At 40.9% G+C, this 19,354-nt stretch carries 13 protein-coding genes; all 13 read right to left on the reverse strand.

The annotated features are described in order from the left end of the window. Positions 1 to 248: 248 nt before the first annotated feature. Entirely contained in the window at positions 249 to 965 is a 717-nt protein-coding gene (locus CAL7507_RS07035; RefSeq protein WP_015127754.1) for a heme oxygenase (biliverdin-producing), read from the reverse strand. 574 nt (positions 966 to 1,539) lie between these two features. Further along, entirely contained in the window at positions 1,540 to 2,433 is an 894-nt protein-coding gene (locus CAL7507_RS07040) for an oxaloacetate decarboxylase (RefSeq protein ID WP_015127755.1), read from the reverse strand. A gap of 95 nt (positions 2,434 to 2,528) precedes the next feature. Beyond that, positions 2,529 to 3,965 (reverse strand): hypothetical protein, encoded by a 1,437-nt coding sequence (locus CAL7507_RS07045; RefSeq protein WP_015127756.1) that lies wholly within the window; start codon positions 3,963 to 3,965, stop codon positions 2,529 to 2,531. A gap of 257 nt (positions 3,966 to 4,222) precedes the next feature. Beyond that, positions 4,223 to 5,146 carry a glycosyltransferase family 2 protein gene (locus CAL7507_RS07050; protein WP_015127757.1) on the reverse strand — a complete coding sequence of 308 codons (924 nt, stop codon included), beginning with the start codon at positions 5,144 to 5,146 and terminating at the stop codon, positions 4,223 to 4,225. After that, complete coding sequence (locus CAL7507_RS07055; RefSeq protein ID WP_015127758.1) at positions 5,064 to 6,287, reverse strand: glycosyltransferase family 4 protein; 1,224 nt, start codon at positions 6,285 to 6,287, stop codon at positions 5,064 to 5,066. Before CAL7507_RS07055 ends, CAL7507_RS07050 begins: the two co-directional genes overlap by 83 nt. A gap of 87 nt (positions 6,288 to 6,374) precedes the next feature. Further along, the gene (locus CAL7507_RS07060) at positions 6,375 to 7,361 is read right to left on the reverse strand and encodes a glycosyltransferase family 2 protein (RefSeq protein ID WP_015127759.1); all 987 of its coding nucleotides are present in this window, start codon (positions 7,359 to 7,361) and stop codon (positions 6,375 to 6,377) included. A gap of 111 nt (positions 7,362 to 7,472) precedes the next feature. Then, positions 7,473 to 8,477 (reverse strand): glycosyltransferase family 2 protein, encoded by a 1,005-nt coding sequence (locus CAL7507_RS07065; RefSeq protein WP_015127760.1) that lies wholly within the window; start codon positions 8,475 to 8,477, stop codon positions 7,473 to 7,475. 165 nt (positions 8,478 to 8,642) lie between these two features. Further along, positions 8,643 to 10,481, reverse strand: a complete 1,839-nt coding sequence (gene hepA / locus CAL7507_RS07070) for a heterocyst formation ABC transporter subunit HepA (protein ID WP_015127761.1) — start codon at positions 10,479 to 10,481, stop codon at positions 8,643 to 8,645. A 57-nt stretch (positions 10,482 to 10,538) separates the two neighbouring features. Continuing rightward, a complete protein-coding gene (locus tag CAL7507_RS07075) occupies positions 10,539 to 11,483 on the reverse strand; it encodes a hypothetical protein (RefSeq protein WP_015127762.1) in 945 nt (314 codons plus the stop codon). 151 nt (positions 11,484 to 11,634) lie between these two features. Beyond that, on the reverse strand, positions 11,635 to 12,375 hold the full coding sequence (hepC, locus tag CAL7507_RS07080) for a heterocyst development glycosyltransferase HepC (protein WP_015127763.1): 741 nt from the start codon (positions 12,373 to 12,375) through the stop codon (positions 11,635 to 11,637). A 1,210-nt stretch (positions 12,376 to 13,585) separates the two neighbouring features. Beyond that, the gene (locus CAL7507_RS07085) at positions 13,586 to 15,811 is read right to left on the reverse strand and encodes a polysaccharide biosynthesis tyrosine autokinase (protein WP_015127764.1); all 2,226 of its coding nucleotides are present in this window, start codon (positions 15,809 to 15,811) and stop codon (positions 13,586 to 13,588) included. A 189-nt stretch (positions 15,812 to 16,000) separates the two neighbouring features. Next, positions 16,001 to 17,080, reverse strand: a complete 1,080-nt coding sequence (locus CAL7507_RS07090; protein ID WP_015127765.1) for a glycosyltransferase — start codon at positions 17,078 to 17,080, stop codon at positions 16,001 to 16,003. Positions 17,081 to 17,861: 781 nt separating this feature from the next. Next, positions 17,862 to 19,175, reverse strand: a complete 1,314-nt coding sequence (locus tag CAL7507_RS07095) for an NAD(P)H-dependent oxidoreductase (RefSeq protein ID WP_015127766.1) — start codon at positions 19,173 to 19,175, stop codon at positions 17,862 to 17,864. Positions 19,176 to 19,354: the final 179 nt, after the last annotated feature.

The raw sequence follows: 19,354 nt of genomic DNA on the forward strand, positions 1-19,354 counted from the left end.
CTAATGATTAGTTATCTGGGGATGTAGGGATGTAGATCTGCAAGAAAGTAAAAGAGTCCATTAATTTTGATGGTCATACCTGTTTGTAGTCAGGACTTTAGTCCTTGATTTTTTAAGCACTGTAGACGCGCAGCGGCTTCCCACAGGGTAGTGCTTACTACGAACCTTTCAAAACTTTTGGGACAGTTCACTAGAAACATTGACATCAGAACCTTAAATTGTCCACTTTCTCATCAGTCTGCATAAAATCACTTAGCTGTAGCGACTTCAGTACTACCGGAGTTAGGAGAATTGGTCAGGTTATTAAACAAAACTTGACCGATCGCCTGAATTAAACTTCCCTCTAACTCTTGAACTATATGCATATTCAGCTGGAAAGCATGATTAGCTTCAGCAACAATCTCTTCTGCCGTTATATCATCAATTGGCAGTGCATTTAATGCTTGACGATACTTATCTTTAAATTCATTTTTGTCAGGAATTTGCTCAAAATTATAAAAAGATGTGCCTTCATAGCCTGATAAATTCAGGGACGACTGGGCAATTTTTTGCAACATCTGACCTCCGGAAAGATCACCCATGTAACGAGTATATGCATGACCTAGCAAAAAAATCGGTTTGTTAGCAGATAGCTCACGAATGCGAGCGATGTAGGTGCAGGCTGCAGTTGAGGGTATGAGATGCGATCGCCATTCCTCACCATAATAAAATACCAAGTCTTTCTCTAGAGCAGCGTGACGATTCAGTTGTGGGAAATAAACTAGACTCATCACAGGATGGTTTGCATAAGTCGCTAAGGCTGCTTCTAGTTCGCTGTAAACAAAATACAAGTTACTTAAAAACTTGGCGAAGCAGTCTCTATTGACAACCCCTTTAAGAAAACATTTCATGAATCCCACATTTTCTGCCGATGTGTGAGCTTTTTGGGTTCCAGAGCGGAGTTTGACGGCTAAATTACTGCTCATTTTTGCTTCCTTCTTGTTCAAGCGCAAGGTTCCACCCAGTCATCGACTCAGGATGTCTCCCAGTTCTGAGTCAATGTCAGAGTTAGAGGATTGTTATTCTGGAGTTAGAGAGGATTTGCATCATCCGATCCAGCAAATACCACTGCCGATGCAGATCCCAGCCATTTCTATTTACTCCCAAAATCATTTAACTATTAATCTTTTCATAACTATCAAGCTATTAATATTTCTTTAGATTTAGAACATACGCAGGTGTCATATAGCAATCGGATTTTATTTTTGAAAAAATCTCAGTATTTGTAGTGGCGTGACAAGGCCAAAATATTGCATTATAAATCTGGGAAATATTGAAATTTTATACCAATTTAAAAACTCTTGGCGACACATGGATTGTCGTCAAGGGCGGGGAAACACCTCCTCTACCGTCACATTGTTGTGGCAAATGGATATTAGAAATAAACAGAAAATATTGATTTATATCAATTACATCAAAAATCTATTGCATCATTTTAGTCGTATTATCCCAGTAGGGTGCGTTAGGATGAAGTCCGTAACGCACCGTCTAAATACCGCTTTACTTATTCTCAGAGAATGGCGTGTTTTTTTCTGCAGCAAACTGCTGTTCTATTTGCAGATATTGAGGAACACCGATGAGTTCTTGAAAATCTTGGAAGTTAACTAAATCTGGGAAATTTGCAGTGGTTCCCTGTGCTTTTAAATGACGGAAACAAGCAGTCATGACTTGGGTGACAGCCAGCAGAGAAGTCAGAGGGAAAAAGACTATTTTGAAACCTAAGTGCTGTAACTCAGCAGTAGAAAGCTGCGGGGTTTTACCACCTTCAACGATGTTAGCTACTAGTGGTGTATCTGGGAAAGCAGTTGCGATCGCCTTTAATTCCTCAACAGACTGGGGAGCTTCTACAAAAAGTATATCAGCACCAGCAGCGATGTAAGCTCGACCACGGGCGATCGCTTCTTCTAAACCCAAGGAAGCACGGGCATCAGTGCGGGCGATAATTACCAAATTACTATCACCACGAGCTGCTACTGCGGCGCGAATTTTCCCAGCATGTTCTGCCAACGGAATAACTCGTTTACCTTCAAAGTGACCGCACTTTTTTGGCCATTCCTGATCTTCCAGCAGTACCCCAGCCAAACCCAACTGCACAGCATCTTTGACAGTGCGGATCACATTGAGAACGTTACCATAGCCAGTATCCAGATCAGCAATCAGGGGAATATTAATTGACTGAGCAATGCGCCCCGCACTGTAGAGCATTTCTGTAGCAGTGACTAAACCATAATCTGGTACACCTAAAGTCGAAGCCGCAATCCCAAAACCACTGGTAGCTGCCACTTCAAAACCAGACTGTTCCGCCAACTTAGCGCCCAAACAGTCGTAGACACCAGGAATCACAATTATTTCCGGACTTGTTAGTAACTGTCGCAGTTTTTCTCCAGCAGACATAAAGCAATATGCAAACGCAGAATACGCCTATCTGAGGATACAGCCAAAAGGGGGCAGGGAGATGAGGGAGAATGACCCTTGACTCTTGACAAATTTTACTTTGTATTAATTCCTTGGTGTTGATAATACTTATGTGCTGCCATAGTCATAGCCAAAAATCCCCAAAGAATCATTCCTGCAACACTCAGCATTCCGCTACTAATAATTAACTGGGCACAGGAAGTTATCCCAATGGCGCGAGCAGCGCTGACAAAACTATCAAAACGAGCTTCGGTATACTTGCTGACATTAACTAATATCAAAATTAACCCACCAACATAAGGGATAGCGCCCACCCAGCCCAAGGTAAAAAACATATCTAAAATACCGCTGTCAATGACAAAGACTTCTATTTGACCAGTTTTTTCATTGACTTTCCAGATATTTCCTAACCCGTTACCCATAACATTAGACAGGGCTAAACTGAGGTTTCTGTCATAGCTTCCCGACCTATCTTTGAAACTGGTATCATCTTCGAGATTGGCAAAAGATTCAAAGCGATCGCTCACAATTTTAGAAACTGGCTCGATAGTCGCCAATGGCACAATACACGTCGCCATCACTAAAATTATGGTAATTAAGCGCATTTGAATTTTGGGCTTAACTGAACCCATAATCATCACTATCCCAAATAACCAGCCGCCCCAGTTAGTACGTACTTGCGCTAGCAAAAACGATAAATAACCGACAACCGATGCCGGAAAAATTAAAGGGCCAGAACTAGTGAATAATAAAAGTAGACCAGTCTGCATAACTGCCCCAAACGGTCCGACAGAATGCATTGTACTCCACACGCGCATTCCAAAAGGTTCCGGAGTTCCAGAACTAGTAAACATTTTTGATTCTAGAAGCCAATATCTATCCCACTCAGGAGCTACTACAAATTGAAATATGCCATAAGCTCCTGTAATTAACACACACCAAAGGAATGTCTGCTGAATATTCTGACGATAGCTGGGATAATCTCGCCAATTTGTATATAAGTGAAAAGCAAAAATAATCGGACTGAGCCAATCCAAAAAGCCCCGTGCTACGGGGATAGGTGCGTTGTAAACTAAACCAATTAAAAAGCCGTAGAATACGCCAAAAAAAGCTAAAACAAACGGCAATCCCCCTTGGCGCAAGGCATTAGGAAAGTGTCGCCAAAAAGTCCCTATGGTGACAAAAACTACTAAATAAGGCGCTATAAGTATTTGACGGGTAGCATCCCAGCCTACCTGATAGTCAATCAAACGACCAAGTAAAGGGGTGAGAAACCAGATCCACCAAGTAAAGCCGATGTAGAGAATGGGATGACGCAAGTAGAGAAATAAGCCTACCAACAGTGCTGTCACCGGAAAAACTGAGCGCAACATAGCAGCAGCGCCAGCAAAATAGCACCCTACGGTCAGCAAGATGAAGCCTATAATGACACTCCAAGCCTGTGCTGATCGTTCTTGGGGAGAAAAGTTTTCTTGTAAGAAACTATTAAAAAGTATCTGTTTAGAAGTCACTTTGTTCAGTTATCAGTTACTTGTACTGAGCGGAGTCGAAGTATCAGTGAACAGTTATCAGATGTACGGGAATCGGGTTTGATTTTTGAACAAAATTAGGTATTAGTAGTAGCGTGACAAGGCTGAAGTAGTGCATTAGATTTATGGTTAAGAAGGTGCTGAAGCGCAACTACGAACCTTTTTTATTGCAACATTATAGTCTTGTCAGTCCACTACATATCTTCAGACTTCATACTTTATACTTCAGACCTCAGACTTCAGAATTGTCGATGTGTCTGCCATCCTTGCCAACGCCCACGCAAGGACACCAGCCATTTTTTACCTGCTAGTTGGCCTTGGCTGGGCAAAAGTCTGAGCCATTGTACTAAGCCCAAACTATCTCGTGTACCGACTAATATTGCCCAGAATAAAAATATAACTCGACGCAGGGGCGATAGATGGTCTAGTAAAACTAGAGTTTCATTATGAACTAAATTAATAAAGGCAATTTCATTAAAATTATGACGCTGATCTTCATCAAAGCGTTGTGCTGGATAGTGGTCTACTGCAACTTGAGGATCGTAAATTATCTTCCAACCAGCGCGTTTTAAGGCTAGGGTGAATGCCATTTCAAAGTGTACTTGTGCGCCTGTACCTCGCATTCGTTGATCAAAACGCGATCGCCCAATTGCTGCTTGTCGAAAACTCATATTCACACCTTTGAGAACATCGACTTCACGAGGTTCTCCCACTCCTAGGTGATGGTTGCCAATCACTCGCCCAAACCACTGCAATTTACCCACTATTGGACGGGAATCATCTTCTAGTTTGTTGCCTTGGTGTACCCAATCACGTCCACCAACAGCACCAATGCAACTATCGGAGAGGAAATAAGCGGTGAGCCTTTCTAGCCAATCAGGGTGGGGTGCAGCATCATCATCAGTAATGGAAACAATATCTCCCTCTACTGCTGCTAGTCCGGCGTTGAGGGCTGCTACTACCCCTGGTAGTGTGACTTTGACAGTATGTATTGGCAGGTTGTGCGGGTGGAATTGGCTGAGAAATTGCCAAGTTGCTGCATCTGTATCTCGGACAACTACTATAACTTGATCAACTGGTTTAGTCTGCACTTGCAGCGCTAAAAGGCAGCGAGAGAGATCCTGAGGACGGCGATAGGTGGGGATGAGAACGGTGTTCTTCATGCTTGTTTAACTCCTCAAATAGATCTAGATAAGTTTGCGCCATAGTATTCCAGCTATATTGTTCGGCGACGGTGCGGGCTGCTTGACTCATTTGCTGTCTTTGAGCGTGATCTAAGGATTTCAACGCCGCTGCTAAAGCATCAATGTCATCGGTATTGGGCAAAACGATTCCACATTCTGGTGTGACTAGTTCTGCACCTCCGGTAGCGGTGGCTGTAATGACGGGTAATCCAGAGGCGAGGGCTTCTAATAATACCAAGGTGCAGGCTTCGTAACGGGAAGGAAACACAAATAAATCTGCCGCCCGCATGATATCGGCGATATCCCGGCGATATCCGACAAAATGCACGCGATCGCTTAAACCTAGAGATGCGGCTAACTGGGGAAAGGGGCTACCCTCGGTGTCGCCAACAACCGCTAGATGTAAATCAGGGACTTGCACCAAAGCGTGTAATACGGTATCTAAGTTCTTCCTGGATGTGCGAATATCTCCGGCAAAAAGTGCCAAAGTTACGTCTTTTGGTAGACCTAATTTTTGGCGATCGCTCACACCAGGGGCAAACTCTGCCAAATCTACGCCATTGACAATTACTTGAATCTTAGAACGGGGAACACCAATGTTGACTAGTTCTTGGGCGACTTTTTCAGATACAGCGATGACGACTTTCGTTTTTTGAAAAGCCTGGATTTCCCAGTAGGCATTCAACGCAGTATAGAGCCACTGATAAAAACCATAAATATCGCGGCGGGTGCGGGAAATGTGTACAGGCGTAGACGCAAAGCGGCTTGTCGCTAGACATCGCAACCAAGAACTGTGGACAAAATGCACAGCATTAACATCTGCAGATGTGGTTGTAATTGCTCCATTAACTTTAAGACAATCAAAATCCGAGCCATGCTTTCGCAACCAATCTGCACTTTTTTTCGCAAATACAAAATTACGAATCAATTCAGCAGGATATTTTTGCACTGGAATTTCAATCCAGTTAACTGAGCTATGATCTTTTAATTCTGGAGCTACTTCGCTGGCTAATAATGTCAGATGATGACCACGACTAATTGCTTCTTTTACTACCTCATAGTTTACTCTACCTTGACCATCACCTTTTTTAATTTTATGAGTCACTATACAAAGTTTCACACATTACCTCTTTAATTCAGTAAGTAGGGTGGGCACTGCCCACAGAATCATGATGTTGGTGGGCAGTGCCCACCCTACAAAGACTAATTATGTTTTTGCTAATCCCAGCAGTTGATTAGCTAATGATCGCGGAATAAAACTGAGAACTAACGCTACGATAGTTCGCAAATTAAATTTTTGCTCACTCAGTGCTTGCCAAAGATAAGGACGAGCATCTGCTATTTTTTCACTCCGCAGTAAGCCAATTCCTAAAGTTGTATTAGCTTCTAACCATTTTTGTTGAAAGTGCTGCTTAAATTCTTGCAGACGAGCATCTTCTAAAAATACTTTATAACAAAATAATTCGCTTTTAGCTTTGCGAATTTTTGCCCTCACATCTCGACTGCCACTGAGCATAGTATCAGTTTGCTCATGCATACGATATTGCGTTAATCTTTCTGGCTTATAATAAGCTCCATAACCAGATATACAGCAGAGGTAAGTTAAATATAAATCCCACATACCACCAACTTCTGCAGGAATTATATCCCAATCCACAACATAATTACGAATCACGCAAGCTGCTGCTGTTGGGATACTTTTATCTACTAAACCAATTTTGTGGAAGGTTTGATAAACTCCTTTTTTCAATTGATCTCGCTTAAAACCGCGTGTATTTTTTTCAGTCTCAGATTTATTAATTTTGCTCTGTGCATCTATAATATATTGGTCACAAAAGGCGAGAATTAACTCTGAATTTTCCTCTAGGTGTGGCACAAGCTTTTCTAAAAAATCTGCGTTCCACATATCATCATCGTGGAGACTTGCAACGTATTTGCCCCGCGCCATTTTGAAGGCATGAATTTGATTAGCAAACATGCCGATGTTTTGCGGTTGTTGCCAAAATTGAATGCGTGAGTCACCAAAAGATTCAACTATTTCTAGGATATTTTCGGTACTACAATTATCAGAAACAATAATTTCAATATGGCGATAAGTCTGGTTAACAGCACTAGCGATCGCCTGCTTGAGATACTCTGGTCGATTGTAAGTAGGAATAATCACACTGACTAAAGGTTCATTTTTATTTGTCATTTGTCACTTGTTATTAGTAGGTTGGGCAGTGCCCAGCGTATCATGGGTTTGGTGGGCATTGCCCACCCTACTTATATTTCATCAATCAAATAAGAACCTTGTATCAAGGCTTTAATTCTTGATTTTCAAGTAAGTTAACAGTGAATTAATCTGTCTATAAATTTTAACCATCATGTTAATTATTAACTGGGTAAATTTCGACTGCTGGAAAATTTCAGTATCAGGTATATTGCTCATTCCCTGTGATTTAGCATATTGACGGCAGGCTTCCCAATCAAATTTCCAAATGTCTTCTACCCAAAAGCGATTGACTCCATACTTATGAAAGTAATTCAGGATTTCAAAATCATAAGTGTAATACTTTTGTTTGATAATAGTATGCATATCAATTCCCAGTTCTTCCCAGTCTGTAAACCACTCATGAGGAGCAGTTTCTACTTTACCAATTTGCAAATAATTTTGTTTTGAAGAATAGCGCGATCGCCTACCAATTGCATTACCAACTCCCAGCACATTTTCGATGACACTATACATGCGAATTTTGGCAGCATGTGCATCTAAACGAGTAAAAGCATAGTGTAGAACTTTCACATCATGGATATGCAATCTTGTAGCATATTCAGGTGTGGGAATTCTCACACTATGGATAGATAGTGGCTGATGTTCAGCGCCATCATCGACATAACCAAGAGGCGTAAGAATACCGCTTCTAATACACTGATGAGTTGTGGTAAATAAATCTGGCTTTTCAAAGCATATTACTGTCCCTGGTTTTGCTGTGAGCATTGTTTGCCAACTTTGGGTTTTAGTGGCATTAGCAGCTAGTATTTCATCAGCATCTAAAGCTAAGAGAATTTTATCCTCTAAAATTAACTCTCTAGCTGTTTTTATTAATAATAACTGCCGCTCGGCTTCGTTGAATTTTTCGGACTGATTTTCAATCAGTATTACTTTAGGATATTTTTTACAAATGCTTTGACTACCATCAGTGGAATTTTGATCAGCAATAATAATGTAATCAGCAAATTGACTAGTCACAGATAAGAAGCGATCTAAAATCCACGCCTCATTTTTGACAGGTGTAAGTACTACAATTTTTGGTATTTGGTTATTCATTGATTATCCTGATTTTTCAAAAAGCGCAAATAAATAATTTGTGAAAAATATTAAGTAGTGTAAGGTGGATAGTGCCTAGCATATCGAGGTTTTGGTGGGCATTGCCCACCCTACTCTTTCCTATTGCCTATACTTCGACTACGCTCAGTACAAGTTCCCCATTCCCTATTTTGATTGCCCCAATTCATACTGCATCTGGTAATATTCCCAAAACTTACCGCGTTGCTGCAGCAATTCTTGATATTTTCCCTGTTCTACAATTCTTCCCTGTTCTAAAACCACAACTTTATCGGCTTTACTAATAGTAGAAAGACGGTGAGCGATCGCTATTACTGTTCTACCTACAGCAATTGTTTCTAAAGACTCTTGAATTAATCGCTCAGTCACAGAATCTAGCGCACTAGTTGCTTCATCCAAAATCAAAATTTCTGGGTTCCTTACTAATGCACGTGCGAGTGCAATTCGCTGTTGTTGTCCGCCAGATAATTGCACTCCATCAGCGCCCAAAATTGTGTTAAAACCTGCAGGCATTTTTTCGATAAATTCTAGTGCATTCGCCTGAAAAGCAGCTTCATAAATTTCGGCTTCAGTGGCTTCAGGAGTACCGTAAGCAATATTGTTCCGAATAGAAGTATTGAAAATAAATGTTTTCTGACTAACTACAGCCATTTTGCGACGTAGTGAGTCGATTTCAAACTTCCTGACATCAACTCCATCTATGAGAACTTGTCCTTCTACTGGATCACAAAATCTAGGAATCAAGTCAGCTAATGTAGTTTTACCGCCTCCTGTTGCGCCAACTAAAGCTGTCATTTTTCCCTGCTCAATACTCAAGGTAATATTATGTAGCACTAGATTATTTGGCTCGTAACCAAAATCCACAGATACTATATCAATTCCTTGCTGCAATCCTGGAAATTGAGCATTGCCATTTTTAAAGTAATCTTTATCATCAGTTCTTAGCAACTGCTTGATATTTTCTACCGCTCCCGCTTGAGTACTTAAAAAAGCAATAACTCCATTCAAATCTTGAAGCATCGGCACTAGGCGAAACAGCACAAAGAAGAACGTTAACAATGAGGCAACTTTCATTAAGCCAGTTGTCAACGCTACAATAATCATCGCTACAAGAATCACAGTAGATAGACTCTCAGCAATAGGTCTAACTATCAGAGAAATCCAATAAACATGTTTCCATGTATCAAGTACATTCTTGCTAGCTTTGTAATACCGTCGCCGCTCAAAATCGTGGGTAGAAAACGCATTAACCGTACGGATACCATCAATAAACTCCAGTGACCTAGAGGTAAATTGATCGTTGGCTTTAGTAACTGCAAAACTCCGCTCACGAATATGTTTATTGAGAGTTGTCAGCCCGACGGCTAATAGACTAAATAACAAGACTGAAACTATCGAAAGCTCCCAGGAGAGCAAGAATAATGTCAGAGAATAAACGGCGATCGTCAAGGTGCGAGTGATGACAAAAGCCATACCACCAAAAATCTGCCGAATCCTCTCCATTTCAGTAGTCAAGCTGTTAATCAATTCGCCAGAGCTTTTTTTAGCAAAATATTTGAGACTTTGAGCCTGTAGCTGTTCAAATATTTGTTTACGGAGATTATTGACTAAGTTAATTTCACTAAACTGAATACAAACTTGCGCTAAATAGTTAAAAGCTGCACGTATACAAGTTATAATTACTATTAAAGTAGATACTCGATATAACCTTTCATTTGCTGAACGATGAATCCCTAAAATAGCCACATCAAACCAGCCAATTCCTGTTTGCACTGGTTCGGCATCAGGAGTAGTTAAGCTTTGGAGAAATGCTAACAAAAAGCCTAAGCCAAATCCTTCAAAGGTGACAGCACACAGTGATAAAACTACGGCTAAAATAGCAATCCTAGGAAAATTCTTAAATTCTCTTAATATCAAGTAGTTATTTTGCCAAAAACTACTGGCTTGGAGAAATCTACGAGTTGATACTGGCAGCTTAAAATACATAAAAGTTTTTTCGGGAGAATGTCATACACTCAAGTCAAAGTACACTATAAAAGTGTTTTAAATTGGCTGGCGATGGATAAAGCGGCCAATAGCAGAGCCACAGAGAATAGCAAATTTTTGCCACAAAAATTTTCCTGAAGAATATAGTTGTATTGGTGTTTGACTGTGTCGCCAATACAATTTATCTGTGATGGTAGGACGGCTACCTTGTAGCGCGCTGATAATCAGTTTTTTGCGCCAAGGCTTAACACTTGGGACTGTCGCATGAGACATGAGAGTCCCGCCAGGAACAAAATCCATGCCATCAGGCCCTACCGTACTGAGAGGATGAGTAGACGCCATCAGCGCTAAGTTGAGATAAGTCTGATCTCCATGTAGATAGGGGTAATGATGATAAGTTGAATCGGCATAGAGATCCTCTAAATATGAATATCCTGCCATCCCACCCAGTTCTATGAGTTTTTGCCAAAGCAAGAGGATAGATTTGCAGCTTTGATGAACACCAATAAAGCCACTATTAAAGTGGTAATCTAATAGGCGATCGCATACTAAGCCATTACTTTCTGCAAATTCTTTCCATGCCAAGCGCCGGGGATGATTAGCCGGTACGTTGTACCATGAGTCCCCACACAGCGCAACTCCCCGACTCACCCACTTTTCATAAAAATCCCAGCTACACTTATTGACAATATCGGGATCAAAATAAAATAGCGCCTCTGCTTCTGGGCAATAACTTTCCCACAAAAGAGACATAAAATCAGGTTTATAAAAACCCAAATGCTTCCGGGTATCTAACTTCACAAACCGAATTGCACAACCCTCAGCTACAGAAAACTCTTGATAGCCTTTGCCATCTTTGACGGACTTAGCCCAAGGTGGTAATTCCCCACGATATCCTGCCCAAAACACACCACGAAAACCGTGATTATACAGGGAATTTGCTAATGCTCCCACCCCATAGTGATAGTCTTTTTCAAAAACAGTACAGATGGCTGTCTGCATAGTGCTACTTCATCCTTAACTTAAATAAATTTTTCACTAACATTGGGGTTAATTAATACCAATTTGAAAAAAGAATGCGACAAATATCTTTGTAGGAGTGGGGTTTCCCCACCCTTTACGACTGTTGCAATCATTTACGGACTTTTATCAATCAAGAGCCAGCAGTATTAAATTGAGCCTCAACCTGCCATGAACTCATAATTTCTGGTACTGCATTCAGCTGCTGTTGTCCTGCTAAACTCAGCTTCACTGCATCTTCTAAAGTCCAGCAATTAGAGCCGAGAAATCTCATATCACCACGCAATACATTCAATAATTGTGGTAGATTTTGTAGTCTATACTTACAGATCCACCGCTCTACTGGTGTAATGTTTTGAGTATGAAAATTAATTGCTCGAAAGAGTCTACCCCGCTCTCCAACATGCCACTCACGAGAAAAAACTGTCCCAGGTGAATAAATCCGCATCAGCAAAAATAATCCCAGCATAACTGGACTAATTATTAGTAGCGATATTAAGGCAAAAAGCCAATCAGCTAGTCGCCGCAACCACCATAAAACTGAATTACCTTTTTTATGAAATTTCTGGTTTGATGATAACTGCAAAAACATTGGCTTATCAGCTTGTTCACATGCCGTAGCCCAAAATTTCAGCCAATCTTCACCTAATTTTGGATCTAAACTAACCAAACTTACTGGAGAATGTTTTAAGCATTCTATTAACGATTTTTGATTATATAAAACAGGTAGATATGGCTGTTTGAATTTTCCAGGAGACTTCACCAACAGTTGTCCACGTCGCCATTGGAGTGTGCAATATGGATAGTGATTATCTTGGTGTTGCTCGCTCACACTATAACAATTCTGTAAACTGGGAATTATTGATATAGTCATATGTTTTTGTATTTATAAATCAATAGATTATTGAAATGATATCAAAGGCTATCAATGTCATTAATCTTGTTGTAATGACCAAAAAACTGTAGCTAATTGATTATGAAGACATAGGGCGATAACGAAAAGGCGATGCATATTTTACTAGGATTTTGTCAATCTAGATTTGATGGCTGATAAAATACCAAATTACTTACCCATCAATCTCAATTAGACATGTTTCTGTGATAGTCAGAATGTACAGAGAATAGTGATAATGAACAGGCAAGTAAATCAAAGATAACCAGTGATGTATAAAACTTGGATTTCTCTGTAAGGATGAAGTTCATTGAGGAGGTGCAGAGGGAAGTGACTCCATCAATTAATACCTAACCTTAATCGTATTTACCTGCTTAATCTTTGGATAAATCTCACAAAACCAGCCCATGATTTTCGGTTAACTATTTGGAATGGGCTTTACTCTCTAGAATATAAGACACTTTAAAAATAACCATTGCTCAGACAAATTCTTTATTTACTCTTTAAATAATCTGCACGTTTTCCAGAAAATTATTAAGTTATGGTGAATTAAGCATTTTCTAGCTGATTAGAACCCAGCTACATTGTGGGGATAAAACGGCATAATCATAAACAAAAATATAGTCAAGTCTGATAAATAACATGACTAGTAAGTAGACACAATAAATAGCACTTCTCAAAGTTAAACATAGGGAATTTAAACAACATATTTGCGTTTAATTTTGCCAAAACCACTGAGTGTACATAAACTTTATGTTCTCAGAATGCAAGTATCATTTAGCAGCCTACGTTGATTCTGAAATCACTCGTAGTTTAAGTGTAGGGTGGGCAATGCCCACCATATCTCAATACACTTGGTGTTAGTCTCAAAAATCCTTCATTTGCGTAGGTTGGGCGGAGGAATAAAACCCCACAAACCAGCGAAAATGTTGGGCTGATACCATTTCACTTTAATTTAATGATACAAACACGTTGGCAAGGGCGCGGAGACCGCGCCCCTACGAGAAATCTGTCTGTATCAACTTAATTTCTACCTCACTTTCTTAAGCTTGCCGTGCTACTACAATTATCCTTAACACCAAGCGTATTGCACCATATGTGGGTTTTGGTGGGCATTGCCCACCCTACCAACTACTTAACAGTGAACAGAATAATAACTGATCACTGATAACTGTTAACTGATTTAATGGCGCTATTTTTCCACAGCTTGTTGCAGTGCAAATCGTTGTTGTTTCGCATATGGCACATATGTACTGCTAGCGTTTGATACGCCATTTGCTACAACCCCAATCAGGTTTAACTTGCTCAACATGCCTGTAGCTTGGGCAATCTGGGTTCGAGTCACTCTACCAATACTTGCTACCATTAGCACGCTACGACAAGATGATGCGGTGAGCATAGCATCAACCAAACCAATGACTGGCGAAGCGTCTATGAGTACTAAATCATAGTTTTCCTCAAATGCTGCCATTAATTGCATCATTCGTGGAGAACTCAAGAGATTAGCGGCATCAGCAGGTATGGGTCCAGCAGTCATGATATCAATATAGGATGAGCCTGAGTATTGAATACTAATTTGGTTCGGTAGAGAGGCATCGCTTGCTAATAGAGTTGAAAGCCCCTGCTCATTGGGAAGATTCAGCTGTTTATGCAAACTAGGCTCGCGTAAGTTGGCATCAATTAGCAGTACCCTCTTGTGCAACCGAGCAGCACTCATTGCTAAACCTAATGCCAAAGCTGACTTACCTTCATCAGACAAAGGTGAAGTAATCATCAATGACTTTAAGTTTGTAACTGAGTTAAGCAGTTCAATATTTTTATAAATTAAATCCAACGATTCCCAACGCGGCGGGGATTGCAGTACCTGAATTGTCCAGGGAGCGAGAACTTCCGGCTTGCCAAAAGGCAATTTGATCATTGATTCTCTGGTTTTGGCAGGTGGTAACTTGGGAGTTGTTCCTAGCAACGGCAAAGCTGCTTGCTTCTCTAACTCAGCGGTGGTATGAACAGCATCATCAGCCGCTTCTCGAACAAAAGCGGCAATACCTCCCAACATCAGCCCCACTACTGCACCCAATAACAGGTTTTGCTGGAGAATCGGCCCCAGCAGTAAACCTTCTTGGGGTTCTTCCACAACTTCCCAATTAAATCCACCTTTGGAGAGTTCTTGACGTAATTGCTGCTCTGCGCGCAAAAGCTGCTCTAATCTTTCACGGCTAAATTTTAACTGCGGTAGTATGCGATTGTAATAAGCCAACAAAGGCGGGAATCGTTTGATTTCAAAACGCAGTTCACTTTCTTTTTGTGCCAAAGTTTGGTCGCGAGCGGTTAGAGCAACTATATTTGTTTGTGTCTCCACTAACTGACCAGCTAGGTTGAGGTCAATTTGACCGAACTGTCCTTGTTCTAGGAGAGTTTCTCCCGAAGCGACGGTGTTAGCAGACCCCCCTAAAGTCCTGCCTACCTCTTGTTGCAATAATTGCTTCTGCCCTGCGAGTTGGTCTTTCAGCTTTTGCACGCTAGGAGTTTCATCTGTGAAGCGTAAGCGTTCCTGTCCCAGAGCCAGTTCAGTTTTTTGGATTTCGTTGAGTAAGCCTTGATAGCGCGTAGATTGGCTGAGGCGAGAAGCAACGAGGGCGTTTTGTGGAGAACGATTCAGCTGCTCTTGCAGGGATTGTTGGCGTGCTAAAGCTTCTTCATATTGAGAACGAGTGGTGCGTCGTTCTTGTTCAAGATTATTTAAAGCTGTTTCTAAAGCTTTTGCCTGTGATTCTGGGTCGATGAGATTCTGATTTCTCTGAAACCTTTGCAGGTTAGTTTCAGAAGCATTCACCTCATCGCTGGCTTTTTTTAACTGCTCCCTAATAACTTGCAGACCTTTTTGTAAGCGTGAATCTTGCTGCTGTTTGTTGTATTCCACATACACCTGGCGGATAGCAGCTAAAACTTTTTGTGTCTTCTCTGGATCTTTATCAGTATATTCGGCTTGAAAAATTTTAGTGAGGACATTATCTTCTTTGGTTTTAATTTGATTTAAAACCAAAGCGCCTTTAATCTCAGCTACAGTTAGGTTTGGATATTGAGGCTGAAGTTTATCAACTGCTTTTTGAAGGAGTGCAGAACTCCGCATCAAGTTAAGCTGAGTAGCTGCGTCTATCTGAATATTCGACTCGGTAAACTGATTTCCTGCCTCAGTTGTGCCTGGTTTAACTTGATAGTTAGATTCTACTAGCAGCTGCATTGTGCTTTTGTAGGTAGGCTTTGTTCTAGCGGTGATCAAAGCTGCAAAAGTAACGGATGTAAAAAATACAAGTAAAAACCAAGGAAATCTGCGTAAAAATATCGCAAACATTTGTCCGTAACCCGCTTCTGTGTCGGGAGCCGGATTTAGACTGGGATTGAGACTAGTTTGAACCACGTTTATTATCCTTCGCCTCACAAATCACACAAATAAATAGGGAACACTTCGGCAAGCTGTAGTTGAGTTTCGACTTCGCTCAACTACCGCGAAGTCGAAACTCAACTACCGCGCAGTCAAAACTCAGTGCAGACGCTCGTGCTGCGCTATCGCAGAAAACAGGGAATGAGTTTTTGATAGTTGATGCACTCAGCAAGCTTGGCCAATGATTGCTTCGACTTTGCTAAAGAATGCTGTTTCGGAAAAATTGGTCACTGCATGATTACGGATGTTTGCATAATCCCAAGTGATTTCTTGGGCTTCTAGTAATGCAGCTTGTAGGGATTCGGGTGTTTGTCTGGTAAAAAAGACTCCTGTCTTTTTAGGTATCTGAGTATCTAAGACTCCACCGGCTCCATAGGCAATGACTGGTGTACCACTAGCATTGGCTTCTACTGGTACTAATCCGTAATCTTCTAAGGCGGCAACTATGACAGACTTAGCTTTTGAGAATAAGTCTTGGCGCTGGCGATCGCTTACATGTCCCAAAAACTCAATATTATCTAAGGCTTTGGCTTTTAACCGTGCTTGTTCTGGACCGTCGCCTGAGATTAATAAATGCCACCCCAGCCAATTGAAGGCTTCAATGATTATATCTAAACGCTTGTAGCTGATCATCCGCGCTGATGCCAGATAATATTGCTCTTTTATATCGGAAAAAACAAAATTACTGATATCAATTGGATAGTTAATGACAATTGCCTGTTTACCATAAATACTTTGAATGCGATGAGCGACAATACTAGAATTAGCAATGTAAAGATCTGGCTCTTGAGCGTATTTCAGGTCTACATCTCTCATTAATCGGAAGACTTTTTCGATTAATGGGGCAAAATATCGATAGTCTCCATATTCGCGTAAATAAGTTTCCGTATCCCACAAGAAACGGGTGACGTTATGACAAAAGCAAATGTGCCGTGCATTGGGGTGTTTTCGCACTGCTTTGGCAAAGCTAGTACTACTGCTAATGATTAAATCGTAGTCTTGGAGATTCAAGGCCCGAAAGGCTGGAAAATAGACAGGAGCCATTAATCTAAAATACTTAGCTGCACCTGGAACTTTTTGGAGGAAAGTAGTTTTGACGAGGCGATCGCTTATATCAATAGTTTTTTGCGGATCATATATAGAAGTGAAAATGTCCGCTTCTGGGTAACGCTTACACAGCAATTCAAAGACGCGCTCTGCCCCACCGCGCTGGGTTAAGTAATCATGGACTAGAGCAATTTTCATAAATTTCAACTCAAAATTTCTGTGAGGTTGGTTTGAACGCTCCCCAGTTTCTATCAATAACTTGAGTGTTCAGGAATTTCCATACTCTTTATGACACGTGGATGGTTTATCAGGGCGATCGCTCTCATACAAAGCCCTCAACCCACACCACAGTATGTGTCACATTCTTTTGCCAATTAGTATTAGCTACGAACAGAAAGCGGAAACAATAGTCTAACAATGAGATGAAGTGAACCAAAAAATCAAAGATGGATATACTTGCTGAGTCCACTCAAGCTAAGAAAAATCCTCAATAATTCAAAAGTTTCGGTTTAATCTACTAGTCTGTCAAGATAGTTTTGAGGTTTTGTAGTAAGCACTAAAGTACTTATAAAAAAAGGACTGAAGTCCTTACTACGAACTTAACTTATCCATGAATTTAAACTTGACAGACTAGTACGTGTAAATGAAAGCAAATTCCTGAGAAACGACGATCTATTTTCTAGAACAAAATACTTGAGGATATATTTCTTGCAGAACATGTATTTTATTCTTCTACTTTATATGCTATATAAATTCTTTGTAATAGTCAAGTATATATAAAATTTCTATTTAAAAAATATTGGCGACACATAGATTTTTGTAAAAGGTGAGTAAACCCCGCCCTTACAATTTATCTGCCGCCTTGTTTTTGTAAATTGGTATGAATAATTGAATACTGGGCAGGTATTCACAAAGTATCTATATCTGATGATTGTCAGAGATAAATACTCTTGCTACTACTGCCCATCAAATTGAGATTTTATCCAACTGCTGCTAGGGTTTTTTCTGAGGCAAAATAAACATTTTGTTCAGAGCGCAATTTATCACAAAGTCTGCCTGCTGGTAACTCTACATCATCGTAAGTTAGGACTTGATCTTTAGGAATGTCTCGTTTTAGGCGACATCCCTCTGCTAGACCAATTGGTAAGAGGTTTTGTTCCTGAACAATGGGGGAATTTTCACATTGTCCGTAGGTCATGTAGTAACCGATGCCATCTAAGGTTTCCCCAGCTTTAAGATCGATTTTAGCAGTGGTAATGACATCTACAAGTGGGCCGCCTAAGGGAGACATGACAGCATCTTGGAACAGAACAGCACGTGCTACGGATAGCGGAACTTCAAAATGACAGAGGTGATAAGGAGTATAGAAGCTGTAAAGTGGGCCTTCACCTAACTTGTACAAGTTGAGGTAGTGGCGTTGCTTGGGATCGTCATGAGTGGCGAATACGAACACGCCGGGGCCTGGTTTTGCACCAACTACATAATCGACGATACCGCCTAATTCTTTTAGTTGTTCAACATCATACATGTTGGTCATCTCATCCACATGACCACCGAAATCGTATCCTAGCATTCCGCGTTGGGCGACTTTCATACCTGTGGCATTGGCAACGATCGCCTGTTCAAAGGAAATTTTTGTGCCGTCGGCAAAGCTTGTCACCATGTGGGCTTTTTGACCCCAACGTTTAGCGAATGCCTCTTGGGTGGTAGGGTTGCGGTAAGGGTCTTGGAGTCCTTTGATGTTGCCGCATAATAATGGTGTCAGCCCAATACTTTTCACGAAGCGGTAGAGGTTCATTTCTACCCCTGGCTGATCGCCGTCGCAAGCGCTGAGAATCACGCCGGCTTTGTCTGCATAGACTTTGAGGATGGGACCGATTGTCCCGTCTAGTTCGGCATTCATCATAATTACATGCTTGCGATGGGCGATCGCTTCCATGACGATGTGAGCGCCAAATTCTACAGCACCTGTGACTTCAATTAAGGCTTCAATTCCCTCGGCTTGGCAAAGTAACTGAGCGTCTTCTGTGACTGCATATTTACCTTGGGCGATCGCATCTTCTAAGTTGCTGACATTAGCAACAACTTGAATATCCTCTATTCCTGCTTCTAAATAAGCTTGTTTGGCTGCATTAATCTGGCGGTTAGAGATAGCGACTAACTCCATTCCCGGCACAGAATTAACTATTTGATTGGCAATGCCTCGACCCATAAAGCCTGCACCAATCATTCCCACTTTGATGGGTTTACCTGCAGCCGCTCTAGCTTGTAAGGCGCGATCAATAATAATCATTAGCTCGATTCCTCTTTTAGTTATTTATTTGTTGGACAGAATTCAGGAGTCAGGAGGAAAACCAGATATACTCTCACAATGAATCATAACTTATACATTATGTTGAAATTATTTGCCCATTATCTAACTATTCTGAATCCCTTATTCTGAATTCTGAAAATTCATCAATTAAACCCCAA

Source organism: Calothrix sp. PCC 7507, assembly GCF_000316575.1.
Taxonomy (GTDB): Bacteria; Cyanobacteriota; Cyanobacteriia; order Cyanobacteriales; family Nostocaceae; genus Fortiea.

What these genes read in the sequence shown, in the direction of transcription:
- CAL7507_RS07035 (WP_015127754.1), bottom strand. Translation starts at nt 965, where the DNA reads ATGAGCAGTAATTTAGCCGTCAAACTCCGCTCTGGAACCCAAAAAGCT.
- CAL7507_RS07040 (WP_015127755.1), bottom strand. Translation starts at nt 2,433, where the DNA reads ATGTCTGCTGGAGAAAAACTGCGACAGTTACTAACAAGTCCGGAAATA.
- CAL7507_RS07050 (WP_015127757.1), bottom strand. Translation starts at nt 5,146, where the DNA reads ATGAAGAACACCGTTCTCATCCCCACCTATCGCCGTCCTCAGGATCTC.
- CAL7507_RS07060 (WP_015127759.1), bottom strand. Translation starts at nt 7,361, where the DNA reads ATGACAAATAAAAATGAACCTTTAGTCAGTGTGATTATTCCTACTTAC.
- CAL7507_RS07065 (WP_015127760.1), bottom strand. Translation starts at nt 8,477, where the DNA reads ATGAATAACCAAATACCAAAAATTGTAGTACTTACACCTGTCAAAAAT.
- hepA (WP_015127761.1), bottom strand. Translation starts at nt 10,481, where the DNA reads ATGTATTTTAAGCTGCCAGTATCAACTCGTAGATTTCTCCAAGCCAGT.
- CAL7507_RS07075 (WP_015127762.1), bottom strand. Translation starts at nt 11,483, where the DNA reads ATGCAGACAGCCATCTGTACTGTTTTTGAAAAAGACTATCACTATGGG.
- hepC (WP_015127763.1), bottom strand. Translation starts at nt 12,375, where the DNA reads ATGACTATATCAATAATTCCCAGTTTACAGAATTGTTATAGTGTGAGC.
- CAL7507_RS07090 (WP_015127765.1), bottom strand. Translation starts at nt 17,080, where the DNA reads ATGAAAATTGCTCTAGTCCATGATTACTTAACCCAGCGCGGTGGGGCA.
- CAL7507_RS07095 (WP_015127766.1), bottom strand. Translation starts at nt 19,175, where the DNA reads ATGATTATTATTGATCGCGCCTTACAAGCTAGAGCGGCTGCAGGTAAA.